Source organism: Luteibacter sp. 329MFSha, assembly GCF_900111665.1.
Lineage (GTDB): Bacteria > Pseudomonadota > Gammaproteobacteria > Xanthomonadales > Rhodanobacteraceae > Luteibacter.
In genome coordinates this window covers 1,949,016-1,963,203 of sequence record NZ_FOJE01000001.1, presented here as the reverse complement: position 1 = coordinate 1,963,203, position 14,188 = coordinate 1,949,016, and the positions used below count along the sequence as shown (strand labels likewise).

Here is a 14,188-nt window from a genome sequence, read left to right as displayed (position 1 = left end):
CTTTGTGGTTCAGCCCAGCAGGGGGCGGAAGGGTCAGTCTAGCGGAATTTACGTGACGGTTCAGGGCGCCGGGTCGCGGCTACGCCGCGAATCGCCGATCAGGCCAGGTACGGGTCGGCGATGCCGAGTCCGGCCAGCACCTTCGTCTCCAGGGCTTCCATCGCCTCGGCCTCGGCCTCGTCGATGTGGTCGTAGCCCAGCAGGTGGAGGGTGCCGTGGACGGTGAGGTGGGCCCAGTGGTCGGCGGGTTTCTTGCCCTGTTCGGCGGCCTCGCGGGCCACCACGGGGGCGCAGATCACCAGATCGCCGATCAGCGGAAGATCGAGGCCGGGCGGCAGGTCGGCGGGAAACGACAGGACGTTGGTGGCGTAATCGCGGCCCCGGTACTGCAGGTTCAGGGCCTGGCCCTCGTCGGCGTCGACGATGCGGATGGCCACTTCCGACGCCTTGCGGCGGCGGGCGCCCTTCAGCGCGGCCTCGACCCAGCGGCGGAAGCTCGCCGGGGCCGGCACGCCCTTGCGCGGCGCGGCGTAGCCGACCGCGACCTCGACACGGCTCATTGCGCCTCGTCCTGCTTCTGCTCGAAGGCCTCGTAGGCGCGCACGATCTTGGCCACCAGCGGATGGCGCACCACGTCGCGCGAGGTGAAGAACGTGAAGCTGATGCCGTCCACGCCGCGCAGCACCTCGATGGCGTGACGCAGTCCGGAGCGGATGTGGCGGGGCAGGTCGACCTGCGAGACGTCGCCCGTGATCACCGCCACGGAGCCGAAGCCGATGCGGGTCAGGAACATCTTCATCTGCTCGACGGTGGTGTTCTGCGCCTCGTCGAGGATCACGTAGGCATCGTTGAGCGTGCGGCCGCGCATGTAGGCGAGCGGCGCGATCTCGATCACGTTGCGCTCGATCAGCTTGGACACCTTCTCGAAGCCGACCATCTCGTACAGGGCGTCGTACAGCGGACGCAGGTACGGATCGATCTTCTGGCTGAGGTCGCCGGGCAGGAAGCCGAGCTTCTCGCCGGCCTCGACCGCGGGGCGCACCAGCAGGACGCGCTGGACGCGGTTGGCCTCGAGCGCCTCGACGGCGCTGGCGACGGCGAGGTAGGTCTTGCCGGTACCGGCCGGGCCGACGCCGAAGTTGATGTCGTGCGTGGTGATGGCGTGGAGGTAGCGGGCCTGGTTGGGGCCGCGGCCCTTGATCACGCCACGCTTGACCTTGATCACGACCTCCTGCGCCGACTCCGCCGCCTGCTCGTTCAGGGCGTCGATGCCGGATTCGGCCAGGCGGAGGTTGATCACCTGGCCGTTGAGCGTCTCGTGCTCGGTCGCGTCGTAGAGCGCGCGCAGCACCTGCTCGCCGGCTTTCGCGGCGGCTTCGTCGCCGATCACGCGGAAGAGGCTGCCACGGTGGTCGACCTCGATACCGAGCCGCAGCTCGATCTGGCGGATGTGCTCGTCGAGCGGACCGCAGAGGTTGGCGAGGCGGGCGTTGTCCTCGGGATCGAGGGCGAAATCGCGTTGGGAAAGCTGGCTCATGGCATTCACGAGGCTAGGGCGACCTCGTCGCCGAGGACCACGCGGCCGCGGAGCGAATTGCTCATGGCCTCGGTGATCGTCACGTCGATGAACTGGCCGATCATGCGGGCATGACCGGGGAAATTCACGTAGCGCATGTTTTCGGTGCGTCCGGTCATTTCGTTCGGGTTCTTGCGGCTGGGCTTCTCGACGAGCACGCGCTGGACGGTGCCGACCATGGCCTCGTTGATCCGGCGGGCGTTCTCGTTGATCGCGGCCTGCAGGCGCGACAGGCGCGCGTGCTTGACCTCGTCGGACGTGTCGTCCGGCAGGTTGGCGGCCGGCGTGCCGGGGCGCGAGGAAAAGATGAAGGAGAAGCTCTGGTCGAAGCCGACGTCGCCGATCAGCTTCATCGTCTTCTCGAAGTCGTCGTCGGTTTCGCCGGGGAAGCCCACGATGAAGTCCGACGAGATGCAGATGTCCGGACGCACGGCGCGCAGCTTGCGGATCTTCTGCTTGAATTCCAGCGCCGTGTAGCCGCGCTTCATCGCCGCGAGGATGCGATCCGAACCGGCCTGCACCGGAAGATGCAGGTAGTTCGCCAGCTGCGGCACGTTCGCATAGGCCTCGATCAGAGAGTCCGAGAACTCCAGCGGATGCGACGTGGTGAAGCGGATGCGGCCGATGCCGTCGATCTGCGCGATGGCGTGGATCAGCACCGCGAGGTCGGCGGTGCCGCCGTCGTGCATCGGGCCGCGATACGCGTTGACGTTCTGGCCGAGCAGGTTGACCTCGCGCACGCCCTGCGCGGCGAGCTGCGCCACTTCGACGATGACGTCGTCAAACGGCCGGCTGATCTCCTCGCCACGCGTGTACGGCACGACGCAGTACGAGCAGTACTTCGAGCAGCCTTCCATGATCGACACGAAGGCGGTGGGGCCTTCCGCGCGGGGCTCGGGCAGGCTGTCGAACTTCTCGATCTCCGGGAAGCTGATGTCCACCTGCGCCTTGCCGCTGGCACGCTGGGCTTCGATCATTTCCGGGAGGCGATGCAGCGTCTGCGGGCCGAAGACGAGGTCGACGAACGGCGCGCGCTTGATGATCGCGTCGCCTTCCTGCGAGGCCACGCAGCCGCCGACGCCGATGAGCACGGGCTTGCCGCCCTGCTTGTGCGCCTTCCACCGGCCGAGCTGGCTGAAGACTTTTTCCTGGGCCTTCTCGCGGATCGAGCAGGTGTTGACCAGGATGACGTCGGCCTCGGCCTCGTCCTGCGTCAGTTCCAGCCCGTGCGACGCCAGCAGCACGTCGGCCATCTTGGCCGAGTCGTACTCGTTCATCTGGCAGCCGTGGGTCTTGATGAAAAGCTTGCCGCTCATGGGCCGGGGTACCGTGGTTTCGTGGTGGATCACCGAACCGCGCAGTTTACGCCGCCGGTCCCTCCGTTGCCAGATGGGCGCCGTGGATCAATGACTTGCGTGAAGATGGTCACGCTATCCCTGCTTGGCTCCGGAGGGGGCTTCGGGCACACTCGCGCCCATGGTCAACGACGCGTCGCCAGGGGAAAGCGCCGGCCATGCCGCCCGCCGTTTCCCGCGTGTCCGCACGGTCCTGCGAAGGGCCGCGGTGGCGTGCGTCCTGCTGGCCGGCGTGAGCGCCGGTCCGGCCGTGGCCGGGGCGCTCTACCGCTGCACCGGCAGCACGGGCGAGACCGTCTTTTCCAGCAGCGCGGCCGGTTACAAGGACTGCAAGCGCATCGGCAGCACCGGGCCGGCCCGCGCCGCCCGGCCCGCGGCGCCCGTCGCTCCCGCGGCCGTGTTCGAGGACGTGCCGGGGAAGGCCTCGCTGGAGGGCGTGATCGGGTCGGTGGCGCTGATCCCTTCGACGGCCCCCTCGTTCGCGGGTGTGACCGGCGGCGTGGTGGGCGGAGCCGAGGGAAACACGCTGGAACCGCCGGTGTTGCCACCCGTCACCGCGCCCAAGGGCAGCTGGGATTACCGGGAATCGGCAAGCGCGGACCTCGCGACCGCCGAAGCGCCGGCGGCGCCGAAAGGCTCTCGGGTGCTGCGCGGGGCCGTCTACCGGATCACCCGGGCGGACGGCGGGGTGGAGTACACGAACATTCCGCCCGGCGGCGGGGCCAGGGGTCAGAGCATCAAGATGCTCTTTACCTATATCGCGACCTGCGCCGCCTGCGACGTCCATTCGAAGATCGACTGGAACAGCGTGGCCCTCAACATCACCTCGTTCGGCGACACCATCCGTTCGGCGAGCAGCGAGTTCGGCGTCGACGAGGCGTTGCTGCGGGCCGTGATCCACGCCGAGAGCGCGTTCAATCCGCGCGCGTTGTCCGTCGCCGGCGCCCAGGGGCTCATGCAGCTGATTCCGGGCACGGCGCGGGACATGGGTGTGCTGGATGCCTTCAACGTCGACCAGAACATTCGCGGCGGTGCGCGGTATCTGGCCCTGCTGCTGCGCAACTTCAACGGCAACGAGCGCCTGGCGGCTGCGGCGTACAACGCCGGTCCCGGCGCGGTGCAGAAGTACAACGGCGTGCCGCCTTACGACGAGACGCAGGTCTACGTCGAGCGCGTGGGGGTGCTGCGCAAGCGCTACGCGGAAACGCTGCGGCAGCGCCCGGCGCCCGGCACGCCCCTGGCCATCCGCGGCGCCTGAGCGAGAGCATCGCCGATACGATCGGCTCCCACCCCTCCGGTAGGTGACCTCATCTGGTGGGAGCCGATCGTATCGGCGATCCCGCGGCAGCGGGCCAGTTGGCCGCGGTGCTCAGGGCGTCGAACGCAACGGCTGCATCGGCGCGCTCGGCGGGCGCTGCGTCGGGGTGATGGTCGCGGTGAACGGGGCGCCGTAGCGCAGGCCCGATATCGTCACGGCTACGCCCGGTTTCAGCGACGCCTCGTGGCGGCGCAGGTCCGAGGTATCCAGGATGTCCTCGTCGCCGAGCTTCAGCAGCACGTCGCGTTGCTGGATGCCGGCGAGCGCCGCCGGACCGCCCGGCGAAAGCTCGTTGACCACGACGCCGCGCGCCGCGGAGGGCAGGCCGCTATCGGCCGACACCGGTACCGCGCCGTAGTCGGCACCGATCCAGCCGCGGACGACATGGCCCGTCTTCACGATCTGGTCGAGCACGTCGCGCGCGCTCTGCGCCGGAATCGCGAAGCCGATGCCCTCGGCACCGACGGCCTGTCCGATCAGCGAGGTATTGATGCCCACGAGCTCGCCATGCGCGTTGACCAGCGCGCCGCCGGAGTTGCCGAAGTTGATGGCGGCATCCGTCTGGATGAAGTTCTCCAGGCTCGACAGGTTGAGCTGCCGGCCGATGGCGCTGACGATGCCCATGGTGACCGTTTGCCCGATGCCGAACGGGTTGCCGATCGCAAGGACGACGTCGCCGACGCGTGGCCGCGTCTCGGCGTCGGTCATGCGGATGGCCGGCAGGTTGCCCGCGTCGACCTTCAGCACCGCCAGGTCCGTCTCGTCGTCCGAACCGACCACGCGGGCCTTCGCCACGCGACCGTCGTAGAGCAGCAGCTGGATGTCGTCGGCGTTGGCGATGACGTGGTTGTTGGTCAACACGTAGCCATCGTCGCTGACGATGACGCCCGAGCCGAGGTTCTGCTGCCGTCGTGTGCGCACGGGGCCGCTCGGCACGCTGAAGATGCGCTGCAGCACCGGATCGGAGTAGAGCTCGCGCGGCTGCTCGGTGACCAGCTTGTTGGCGTAGATGTTGACGACCGACGGCGCGGCCTTCGCCACCGCGTCGGCGTACGAGGCGGGGGCCGCGCCCGGCGCGGGCAGGGCGGCCACGGGCGTCTCGGCCGCCTCCTGCGTGCCGGCGAGCCGGTGCCGGAGGAAGGCGCCGCTACCCGGCCAGAAGAGTCCCACGACGAAGGCGACCGCGAGGCCGAGCACGACGAAACGAGCGATGAAGGCGAGCGTGCGGGCGGCGTGTTTCATGTAAGAGCGCGGGGTCCTGTCGTCGTCGCGTCGCCTTGCCAACGAAGCGCGAACCTGTTTTTCCGCTTCCGGGCGGTTCCTTGGCAGCCCTCCGCCGGGACGCCGGACAGGGCTAAGTTCATTTTATTGTACGTGGCTGGTGCTGACGTTACACTGACGCGATTTGCGGAAGCCGATTTCCGAAGAACCGGCGATAGGGGTCCGCATCCTCAATGGCATAAGTTCCGGAGAGCCTGATGGCGAACGAAGTCGTCGATCATGGCCGCCGTCGCTTTCTTACCGTGACGACAGCAGTTGTCGGCGGTGCGGGAGTGGTCGCTGCGGTTGTGCCCTTCATCAAGTCGTGGGAACCGAGCGCAAGGGCAAAGGCAGCGGGGGCGCCTGTCACGGTCGATATCAGTGCCATCGAGGCCGGTCAGAAAGTCACCTACGCCTGGCGCAGCCTTCCGGTCTTCGTCGTCAATCGCACCAAGGATCAGCTGGCCCAGCTGAAGGGCCTGGATTCGCGCCTGCTCGACCCCGAGTCGAAGGACGCGGCGCAGCAGCCCAAGTACGCGACCAACGAAACGCGTTCCATCAAGCCCGAGTGGCTCGTCGTCATCGGCCTGTGCACCCACCTGGGCTGCGTGCCTGACTTCGTTCCCGACATCAAGCCGGAGCCGTTCGACGCGAACTGGAAGGGCGGCTTCTACTGCCCCTGCCATAAGTCACGGTACGACCTGTCGGGCCGCGTCTTCAGCGGCGTCCCGGCGCCGAAGAACCTCCCCGTGCCGCCGTACCACTTCGTGGACGACACGCACATCCAGATCGGTGTCGATCCGCAGGAGGCAGGCTGATGGCCAACGTATTCTCGAACATCGCCGGTTGGGTCAACGAGCGCGCCCCGGGCCTCGCGCCCATGTACCGGAAGCACATGACCGAGTACTACGCGCCGAAGAACTTCAACATCTGGTACTACTTCGGTTCGCTGGCGCTGCTGGTCCTGGTCAACCAGATCGTGACCGGCATCTTCCTCACCATGAACTACAAGACGAGTGCGCTGGAAGCGTTCAACTCGGTCGAGTACATCATGCGTGACGTCGAGTGGGGCTGGCTCATCCGCTACATGCACTCCACGGGCGCATCGCTGTTCTTCGTGGTGGTATTCCTCCACATGTTCCGCGGAATCATGTACGGCTCGTTCAAGCGTCCGCGCGAGCTGGTCTGGATCCTCGGCATGCTGATCTTCCTCGTGCTGATGGCCGAGGCGTTCATGGGTTACGTGCTGCCCTGGGGCAACATGTCGTTCTGGGGCGCGAAGGTCATCATCTCGCTGTTCGGCACCATTCCCTTCATCGGCGACGCGCTGGTGCAGTGGATCATGGGTGACTTCCTGCCTGCCGATGCCACCCTCAACCGCTTCTTCGCGCTGCACGTCATCGCGCTGCCGCTGGTGCTGCTGCTCCTGGTGGTGCTGCACCTCGCGGCGCTGCACGAGGTGGGTTCGAACAACCCCGACGGCGTCGACGTGAAGCACGGCCCGAAGGGCAATCGCTGGGATGCCGAGAAGCCTGCCGACGGCATTCCCTTCCATCCGTACTACACGGTGAAGGATCTCTTCGGCACCGGCTTCTTCCTCACGATCGCGGCGTTCATCATCTTCTTCGCGCCGACGTTCGGCGGCTGGTTCCTGGAGCACGACAACTTCACGCCGGCGAACAACCTCGTCACGCCGAGCCACATCAAGCCGTCGTGGTACTTCACGCCGTTCTACGCGATCCTGCGCATGATCCCGTCGTTCTTCGGCACGGCGATCTGGGGCGTGATCGGCATGTTCGGCGCGATCCTGCTGCTGGCGCTGCTGCCGTGGATCGACAAGGGCGAGGTCCGCTCCGTGCGCTACCGCGGCCTGGGCTTCCGAATCGCGCTGGCCGTCCTCGTCGTCAGCTTCCTCGCCCTCGGCCTCGTCGGCGCGGGCGTCACCGCGGAGCTCATCCCGGCGTGGTTCCCGCATGCGGACGTCACCACGTGGGAGAACGCCTTCGGCCGCCTGATGGTGCTGGGCTACTTCGGGTTCTTCGTATTCCTTTGGGTCTACACGCGCTTTGGCTTCGAGAAGACCAAGCCGGTTCCGGAACGGGTGACGATGCATGATTAAGCGCGCTATCTCCTCCATCGCCCTGGCGCTGGGCCTTGCGGTCGCCACGATTCCCGCCCTCGCCAACGAAGGTGGCGAGGGACTGGCGCCCGCCGGTACCAACGTCGCCGACCGCGCATCGCTGCAGCGTGGCGCGAAGCTCTTCTTCAACTACTGCGTCGGCTGCCACTCGCTGAAATACGTGCGGTATTCGCGCCTCGCCTCCGACCTCGGCCTGTCCGAGGAAGAGGTGATGACGAACTTCAACTTCACGGGCGCCAAGTTCGGCGAGCCGGTCATCTCGCACATGCCGGCCGACGACGCCAAGGCCTGGTTCGGCAAGGATCCGCCGGATCTCTCGCTCGAAGCCCGCGCCAAGGGCGTGGACTTCATCTACAACTACCTGAACTCGTTCTACCTGGACCCGAGCCGCCCGGTGGGCTGGAACAACACGGTCTTCCCGAACGCCTCGATGCCCAACGTGCTGTGGGAACTGCAGGGCCTGCAGACTGCCGTTCACGGCGAGGCCGCTCCGGGCCAGGAAGCCGCGGTCGAGAAGCTGGAGATCACCACTCCCGGCCGGATGACCCCGGAACAGTTCCGCGGCGCCACCCGCGACCTGGCCACCTTCCTCGAATACACGGCCGAGCCGGCCGCCCTGGAACGCCAGTCGATCGGCGTCTGGGTCATCCTGTTCTTGGCTGGCCTGACCTTCCTCCTGTACCTTCTGAAGCACGAGTACTGGAAGGACGTTCACGATAGTCACTGATTGACGTCCTGGCGGGGCGGCCACGGGTCGCCCCGTCATCGTTCAGGCAGCAGGGAGGGAGATCGAAAGCATGGTCCAGAATGCACGTTCGCGCTCGGCACTCACGCTCTACACCAGCGCCGACGACATCCACTGTCACCGCACGCGCCTCGTGCTGGCTGCCAAGGGCGTCGCCTACGACCGGATCATCCTCAAGTCCGATCAACCCACGGCCGACCTGCTGGACCTCAACCCGTACGGCACGCTGCCGACGCTGGTCGATCGGGATCTCACCCTGTACGACCCCGCGGTCGTCGTCGAATACCTCGACGAACGCTACCCGCACCCGCCCCTGATGCCCATCGACCCGCTTTCCCGTGCGCGCCTGCGCCTGGGCACCTGGCGGATCGAGAACGACTGGCTCCCGGAAATCGAGACCATCGGCGAGGGCGGGAAGGTCGCCGAGGGCGCCCGCAAGCGCCTGCGCGAGCACCTGCTGATGTCGGTGCCCCTGTTCAAGGCCTCGCGGTTCTTCCTGAATCCCGAGATGAGCCTGATCGACTGCCTCGTGGCCCCCGTGGTGTGGCGCCTGCCGCATCTGGGCGTCGATCTGGGCAAGGACGGCAAGCCGATCGTCGACTATGGCGAGCGCCTGTTCCACAGCCAGGGCTTCGCCCGCAGCCTCACGCCGGAAGAGCGTGATATGCGTCCGGACTTCAATTTCAGTCCGGTTTAGCTCGTTTTTGGTCCTTCGGGACGCCGTATCCCTTAAACTCTTCGCCAGACCTTGCCCTGCCGGGCTTTGGGTGCTTCCCGACCGACCGGCGGGTACGACGAGGACGGATTCCATGGATACGAACGAAAACGCGGGCATGACCTCCAATCGGCCCTATCTCCTGCGCGCCATCTACGACTGGATCAGCGACAACGGCCTCACGCCGTACGTCCTCGTGGATGCGGGCTTCCCGGGCGTGCGGGTGCCGTCGCACGTGGTGAAGAATGGCCAGGTGGTGCTCAATCTCGCCATGCGCGCCGTGGCCAACCTCGACCTCGGCAACGACCGGATCGCCTTCCAGGCCCGCTTCTCGGGCGTGAGTCAGTCGATCGTCATTCCCGTCCACGCCGTGCTCGCGCTGTACGCGCAGGAGAACGGCCAGGGCATGATGTTCCCGGCCGACGAGAACGAGGCCCTGAACGCCGGCGCCGCCGACGAGTCCGAAGGCGAGGCCGGCGACACGCCACCCGCCTCGGGTGGCGACGACGACCGTCCGAAGCGCGGCACGCCGCATCTGCGCGTCGTCAAGTAACGAAAAACCCGCCGGAAGGCGGGTTTTTCATGTCGACGAGGATGTCGTTCGTCAGTGCAGCCTGCGCCGGTCGGCGAGCGAGATGATATTGCTCGTGGCCAGCACGCTGTCGGTCGCCACGACGGTCTCGAGTTCCGGTGCGCCCGAATGGGGCAGCGAGAAACTCGCGACCTCGTTTCCGGTCATCCAGAGGCGGGCAGGCTGGCGCGATTGGCCATCTTCGCTCACTTCGAACGCGTAGCAGCGCTCCAGGCGGCGTGCACCGTCGACGCCCTGCCAGCGGATCGCCCGCAGGCCGACGCTCTGGTCGAGCAGCTGCAGTCCATACCGCTTGCACAACGCCATCGCCGCCCGCACCGCCACCTCGCGGGCCCGCGTCAGCCGATACCACGCGGCCACGCCGGCAGCGAGTACGAACAACCAGAAGAGGTCGGTGAACGAGGTCATGGGAGCAGTGTGTGGCCGGGCGGGCGCGACCACAAGTCCCGCCGCGACGTAAGAGCCATCGCGCCCAGGTGCGCTCCAACGTCGGGGTGGTGTGGGAGCGGACCTGGCCGCGACAGCCTTTTGCGACAGTCATGGAGCTGGCCGCTGAGAGCCATCGCGCCCAGGTGCGCTCCAACGTCGGCGTGGTGTTGGAGTGGACCTGGCCGCGACGGCCTTTCGCGACAGTCATGGAGCTGGCCGCTGAGAGCCATCGCGCCCAAGTGCGCTCCAACGTCGGCGTGGTGTTGGAGCGGACCTGGCCGCGACGGCCTTTCGCCACAGTCACGGAGCTGGCGCGCGAGCTACAGGGGTGCGGCTAAAAGCTGTCGCGCCCAGGTGCGCTCCCACAGGGCGCTCCTACAGTTGCGCTTCTACGGGGTGCTTCACGTCCAGGCGTAGCGACAGGTCGATGGCGCGGATGTGCTTGGTCAGCGCGCCACTCGAGATGAAGTCGACGCCCGTCTCGGCGATCGCGCGGATGGTGTCGATCTCGACGTTGCCGGACACCTCGAGGGGGATGCGTCCCGCGGTGTACGCGACGGCCTCCGCGAGCATCGCCGGCGTGAAGTTGTCCAGCAGCGCGCGGTCGGCACCGGCCTGCACGGCCTGCGCGAGCTCATCGAGGTTTTCCACTTCCACGATGAGCGGAAGGGTAGGGTGCGTGTTCCGCGCGGCGCGTACCGCGGCGGGAATGCCGCCCGCCGCGATGATGTGGTTTTCCTTCAGCATCATCGCGTCGAACAGGCCGATGCGGTGATTGGTGCCGCCGCCGCAGCGCACCGCGTACTTCTGAGCACGGCGCAGGCCGGGGATCGTCTTGCGGGTGTCGAGCACCCGTGTCCGCGTGCCGGCGATCGCGTCGACGTACTGCGCCGTCACGGTCGCGGTCGACGACAGCAGCTGCAGGAAGTTGAGCGCGGAACGCTCGGCGGTCACGAGTGCCCGGGCATTGCCCGCCAGCCGGCAGATCGGCGAACCGGCGGCGACGCGGTCGCCGTCGTTCGCCAGCCATTCGATGCGCACGTCGGGATCGAGTTTGCGAAAGCACGCGTCGAACCAGGGCGAGCCGCAGAGCACGGCGTCCTCGCGACAGGTCAGCACCGCCGTGGCGGTGGCTTTCGGGTCGAGCAGGTCGGCCGTGGCGTCGCCGGGTCCGATGTCCTCGGCGAACGCGCGCTCGACGTCGGCAAGGATCTCAGTCTTCGACGGCAGCGCGTCGGCAAGGTGTCGCGGGTCGGAAGGGCTCATCGGCGGGGCGGCAAGGGAAAGGCCGCTACCTTACCGTAGGAGCGCGCCCTGCGCGCGACAGCTTTTCGCCCCGGTCCGCAGGCCGCGCGCCAGCTCGCAGGCTGCGCGAGGAGCTGTCGCGCGCAGGGCGCGCTCCTACGGGTTATCCGGCTGGCGCAGTTTCTCGACGATCGCGTCCATCGCGCGGTCGAACAGCAGCGTGGAGTCGAGCACGCGCGCGGTGCCCTCGGCGAACGCCTGCGCGAGGCCGGCGAGGCTGTGGTCGGCGACCTTCAGGCCGCGGCGGTTCACGAAGAGGTAGCGCCCGCTGATGGGGGATACCCACGACAGCTTCGCGCGGTCGGTCGTGCCGTCGCCGGCCACGAACTCGAGCCACTGACCCACCTTCAGTTCGCGAGCCTGCGCGAGGTAGGTCTCGTCGAACGCCTCGTCGCGCAGCGCCGCTTCCTCGTCGTCCGGATCGGGCGCGAGGACGGGCTCCTCGATCGCCTGGATCGCTTCGGGCAGCGGCATCACGCTGGCGACGATCGTGCCCGAGGCGGTCTCCGGCGCGGCCTCGCCGAGCTGCTGGCGGTAGAACGCGTGCAGCTGGGCCAGGAGTTGTTCGGTGTCGGCTTCCTGGAACGCCACGGCCGCCAGGCCCCGGCGCAGCGCGCGCTCGACGCCCGGCAGCATCGCGCGCAGGTCGCGGCGGGCGTTGGTGTCGTGCACGGGCCGCGCGCTGGCGACGAAGTCGTCGATGAAGCGCAGCGAGTCGCGAAATTCGTGGGATTCCTCGCCCTGACGAAGCAGCGTCAGCACGATGTAGTTGGCCCAGGCGCGCGTCAGCACGCCGTAGATCAGCGGCGGCAGCGAGGCCTCGCCGATGCGGCCGACGATTTCCTGGGCGGCGCGGCGGCGGGCCTGCTCGAGCTTCTCGCGACCGCGGGTCGATTCGGCCACGCGCTGCTCGGCGAGCTCCGCGCGCTTGCGGCTGATGTCGAGGAAGTCCTGCAGTTCGGTCGCGAGACGATTGAAGATGCCGAGGTCGTCGTCGAAATCATGCAGCAGGCGCTCGACGATCGTCTTGACCTTCTCGTACAGGCGGCCGTCGCGATCGGCCTCGGCCGACCAGCCCTTGGCGGCGTCGGCGAGGGCGTCGAGCAGCTGGCGCGCCGGATGCGTCTTGTGCGCGAACATTCGGCGATCGAGCAGCGCGACCTTCAGATAGGGAATCTGCAGGCGCGCGAGCATCACCTGCATTTCGGCCGGCAGGTTGTGGTCTTCGAGGATGAACTCGAAGAGCATGCCCACCAGGTCGATGGTGTCTTCGTCGACGCCCGACACGTGCGCCGTCTGCTGGCCGCGCAACTGGCCGATCTGCGCGAGCAGCTGTTCCTTCAGCTGGGCGACGTCGCGCGTGACGTCCGCCTGCGTGGCGAGCGGCGCAGCGTTGCTCGGCAGCACCGCGATCTGGCTCTGCAGCAGCGTCAGCGCGCCGAGGAGTTCGGTGGGGCTCGGGAGCGGCCCGGTCGGGATCGGCGCGCCACTCGCGCCGCCGGTGGCGACATCGCCGCGGCGCGCGGAGAACAGGGCATGCAGCGACTGCATGAATTCGGCGGCCGCGGCATCGGTGACGGGCGCGGTGGCATACGCCGCCTGCGCCGCGGCGGGCGACGCGGGGCCGATCGGGGCGGGCGCGTCGCTGCGACGCGTCGAAATTTCGTGCCGCAGCTGCGGCAGCACGCCGGCTGCCGCGAGCTCGTTGTTGATGTCGTCGTACAGCTCGTCGATGCCGGCGAGCACGTAGCGGTCGAAGAGCTTGTAGATGATCAGCTTGACGCGCACTTCCACGAGCAGCTCACGCATCGCCTGGCGGAACGCGCCGGCGAGCGACGCGGGACCGACGGGATTGCTGGCGTCGTCCATGCGCGCACCGCCACAGATGACCGACAGGCGCTGGTTCACCGCGAACAGGGCGCGCGCGAGGCGCTGCTCGTTCTTGCCGATCATGCTGGTGATGGCGAGCGATTCTTCCAGCTCGTTCTCGCCGACGAGGCTCAGCTCGATGTTGGCGAGCGGCCGGGCGGAGGCGTCGGCATCCGGCGCGCGCGTGCGGCCGGCCGAGAAATCGGCGAGGTCGCGGGCCACCTGGCCGAGGAACGTGCGCTCGACGATCGCGCGCTTCTTGCGAACCTCGCGCATGCCGTCGAAGAACTGGGTCTGCGCCGCGTTGTTCTCGGCTTTTTCCGCGAGGTCGAAGAGGGCGTCGTCGATGTTCTCGAACATGTTCGAGGCGAGTGCGTGGAGCCGTTTGGTGGCCAGCCCGCGAACGGTGACCAGCAGCGCGCCCACGCGTTCGCTGCGCGGGTCGAGGCGCTGACTGAGGTCGACGACGTTCGACGGCTCACTCGCATTGTTCATCGCACATCCTGGATCTGTAGCTGGCCCCCGCCTGAGGCGCCATTGTGCGGGAACCAATGTTTTATAGCGTGACTCGCGTCACGGATTTTATGCGCGATCCGTTTCCGGCGTGAAGCCGCCCAGCTGCACCGTGCCGATGCCCGCCTCGGGGAGCATGACGGGGATGCCGTCTTCCACCCGGTACACGAGCTGGCCGTCGGTGGTGATCAGTCCCTCGGCGATGGGCTCGGCGACCTTCTCGCCGGCCACGGTATCGAGGGTGCCGCCGCGGATGGCGGCGTTGAGCTGCTCGCGCTCGGTGGCGGTGAGCGGGCGCAGCGGTCGCTTGCTGACCGGGCAGCAGAGGATGTCGAGGAGACGCTTGTCCATGAGGAAGCGGCCGATGCCGG

The 14,188-nt window shown here is 67.7% G+C and carries 14 protein-coding genes; 6 read left to right on the top strand and 8 right to left on the bottom strand.

All coding sequences use genetic code 11. The features are described from left to right. Positions 1-98: 98 nt before the first annotated feature. Genes ybeY through miaB form a run of 3 tightly spaced genes read right to left on the bottom strand, consistent with a single transcriptional unit; the run spans position 99 to position 2,892 of the window. The gene (ybeY, locus tag BMW54_RS08845; protein ID WP_090054680.1) at positions 99-560 is read right to left on the bottom strand and encodes an rRNA maturation RNase YbeY; all 462 of its coding nucleotides are present in this window, start codon (positions 558-560) and stop codon (positions 99-101) included. Next, positions 557-1,537, bottom strand: coding sequence for a PhoH family protein (locus BMW54_RS08840; RefSeq protein WP_090054678.1), 981 nt, complete (start codon positions 1,535-1,537; stop codon positions 557-559). The genes ybeY and BMW54_RS08840 overlap by 4 nt, the downstream gene beginning before the upstream one ends. 5 nt (positions 1,538-1,542) lie before the next feature. Further along, positions 1,543-2,892, bottom strand: coding sequence for a tRNA (N6-isopentenyl adenosine(37)-C2)-methylthiotransferase MiaB (gene miaB, locus BMW54_RS08835; RefSeq protein ID WP_090054677.1), 1,350 nt, complete (start codon positions 2,890-2,892; stop codon positions 1,543-1,545). 160 nt (positions 2,893-3,052) lie between these two features. On the opposite strand from miaB, the gene BMW54_RS08830 reads away from it, so the two are divergent. After that, positions 3,053-4,189 carry a lytic transglycosylase domain-containing protein gene (locus tag BMW54_RS08830; protein ID WP_090054675.1) on the top strand — a complete coding sequence of 379 codons (1,137 nt, stop codon included), beginning with the start codon at positions 3,053-3,055 and terminating at the stop codon, positions 4,187-4,189. 111 nt (positions 4,190-4,300) lie between these two features. Here the strand turns inward: BMW54_RS08830 and BMW54_RS08825 are convergent, their stop codons facing one another. Continuing rightward, positions 4,301-5,491: a S1C family serine protease gene (locus BMW54_RS08825; RefSeq protein WP_090054673.1), complete on the bottom strand. Its 1,191-nt coding sequence runs from the start codon at positions 5,489-5,491 to the stop codon at positions 4,301-4,303. 236 nt (positions 5,492-5,727) lie between these two features. Between BMW54_RS08825 and petA the strand changes: the two genes are divergently transcribed. The 5 genes from petA to BMW54_RS08800 all read left to right on the top strand — a co-directional run bounded on the left by petA (position 5,728) and on the right by BMW54_RS08800 (position 9,662). Further along, on the top strand, positions 5,728-6,327 hold the full coding sequence (petA, locus tag BMW54_RS08820; protein WP_090054672.1) for a ubiquinol-cytochrome c reductase iron-sulfur subunit: 600 nt from the start codon (positions 5,728-5,730) through the stop codon (positions 6,325-6,327). After that, positions 6,327-7,628, top strand: a complete 1,302-nt coding sequence (locus BMW54_RS08815) for a cytochrome b (protein ID WP_090054670.1) — start codon at positions 6,327-6,329, stop codon at positions 7,626-7,628. The genes petA and BMW54_RS08815 overlap by 1 nt, the downstream gene beginning before the upstream one ends. Further along, a complete protein-coding gene (locus BMW54_RS08810; RefSeq protein WP_175472813.1) occupies positions 7,621-8,376 on the top strand; it encodes a cytochrome c1 in 756 nt (251 codons plus the stop codon). The genes BMW54_RS08815 and BMW54_RS08810 overlap by 8 nt, the downstream gene beginning before the upstream one ends. A gap of 70 nt (positions 8,377-8,446) precedes the next feature. Then, entirely contained in the window at positions 8,447-9,091 is a 645-nt protein-coding gene (locus BMW54_RS08805) for a glutathione S-transferase N-terminal domain-containing protein (RefSeq protein WP_090054669.1), read from the top strand. A 136-nt stretch (positions 9,092-9,227) separates the two neighbouring features. Then, positions 9,228-9,662 carry a ClpXP protease specificity-enhancing factor gene (locus BMW54_RS08800; protein ID WP_090055853.1) on the top strand — a complete coding sequence of 145 codons (435 nt, stop codon included), beginning with the start codon at positions 9,228-9,230 and terminating at the stop codon, positions 9,660-9,662. Positions 9,663-9,713: 51 nt separating this feature from the next. On the opposite strand, the gene BMW54_RS08795 is transcribed toward BMW54_RS08800, so the two are convergent. The 4 genes from BMW54_RS08795 to BMW54_RS08775 all read right to left on the bottom strand — a co-directional run bounded on the left by BMW54_RS08795 (position 9,714) and on the right by BMW54_RS08775 (position 14,168). Beyond that, positions 9,714-10,109 carry a DUF3301 domain-containing protein gene (locus tag BMW54_RS08795; RefSeq protein WP_090054667.1) on the bottom strand — a complete coding sequence of 132 codons (396 nt, stop codon included), beginning with the start codon at positions 10,107-10,109 and terminating at the stop codon, positions 9,714-9,716. 396 nt (positions 10,110-10,505) lie between these two features. After that, positions 10,506-11,396 (bottom strand): carboxylating nicotinate-nucleotide diphosphorylase, encoded by an 891-nt coding sequence (gene nadC / locus BMW54_RS08785; RefSeq protein WP_090054664.1) that lies wholly within the window; start codon positions 11,394-11,396, stop codon positions 10,506-10,508. Positions 11,397-11,531: 135 nt separating this feature from the next. Further along, positions 11,532-13,799, bottom strand: a complete 2,268-nt coding sequence (locus BMW54_RS08780; RefSeq protein WP_090054662.1) for a DUF1631 domain-containing protein — start codon at positions 13,797-13,799, stop codon at positions 11,532-11,534. 87 nt (positions 13,800-13,886) lie between these two features. Then, the gene (locus tag BMW54_RS08775; protein ID WP_090055851.1) at positions 13,887-14,168 is read right to left on the bottom strand and encodes a Trm112 family protein; all 282 of its coding nucleotides are present in this window, start codon (positions 14,166-14,168) and stop codon (positions 13,887-13,889) included. Positions 14,169-14,188: the final 20 nt, after the last annotated feature.

Coding starts and splice junctions, on each gene's coding strand:
- BMW54_RS08815 (WP_090054670.1), top strand. CDS start 6,327: ATGGCCAACGTATTCTCGAACATCGCCGGTTGGGTCAACGAGCGCGCC.
- ybeY (WP_090054680.1), bottom strand. CDS start 560: ATGAGCCGTGTCGAGGTCGCGGTCGGCTACGCCGCGCCGCGCAAGGGC.
- nadC (WP_090054664.1), bottom strand. CDS start 11,396: ATGAGCCCTTCCGACCCGCGACACCTTGCCGACGCGCTGCCGTCGAAG.
- BMW54_RS08805 (WP_090054669.1), top strand. CDS start 8,447: ATGGTCCAGAATGCACGTTCGCGCTCGGCACTCACGCTCTACACCAGC.
- BMW54_RS08810 (WP_175472813.1), top strand. CDS start 7,621: ATGATTAAGCGCGCTATCTCCTCCATCGCCCTGGCGCTGGGCCTTGCG.
- BMW54_RS08795 (WP_090054667.1), bottom strand. CDS start 10,109: ATGACCTCGTTCACCGACCTCTTCTGGTTGTTCGTACTCGCTGCCGGC.
- petA (WP_090054672.1), top strand. CDS start 5,728: ATGGCGAACGAAGTCGTCGATCATGGCCGCCGTCGCTTTCTTACCGTG.
- BMW54_RS08780 (WP_090054662.1), bottom strand. CDS start 13,799: ATGAACAATGCGAGTGAGCCGTCGAACGTCGTCGACCTCAGTCAGCGC.
- BMW54_RS08825 (WP_090054673.1), bottom strand. CDS start 5,491: ATGAAACACGCCGCCCGCACGCTCGCCTTCATCGCTCGTTTCGTCGTG.
- BMW54_RS08840 (WP_090054678.1), bottom strand. CDS start 1,537: ATGAGCCAGCTTTCCCAACGCGATTTCGCCCTCGATCCCGAGGACAAC.
- BMW54_RS08775 (WP_090055851.1), bottom strand. CDS start 14,168: ATGGACAAGCGTCTCCTCGACATCCTCTGCTGCCCGGTCAGCAAGCGA.
- BMW54_RS08800 (WP_090055853.1), top strand. CDS start 9,228: ATGACCTCCAATCGGCCCTATCTCCTGCGCGCCATCTACGACTGGATC.
- BMW54_RS08830 (WP_090054675.1), top strand. CDS start 3,053: ATGGTCAACGACGCGTCGCCAGGGGAAAGCGCCGGCCATGCCGCCCGC.
- miaB (WP_090054677.1), bottom strand. CDS start 2,892: ATGAGCGGCAAGCTTTTCATCAAGACCCACGGCTGCCAGATGAACGAG.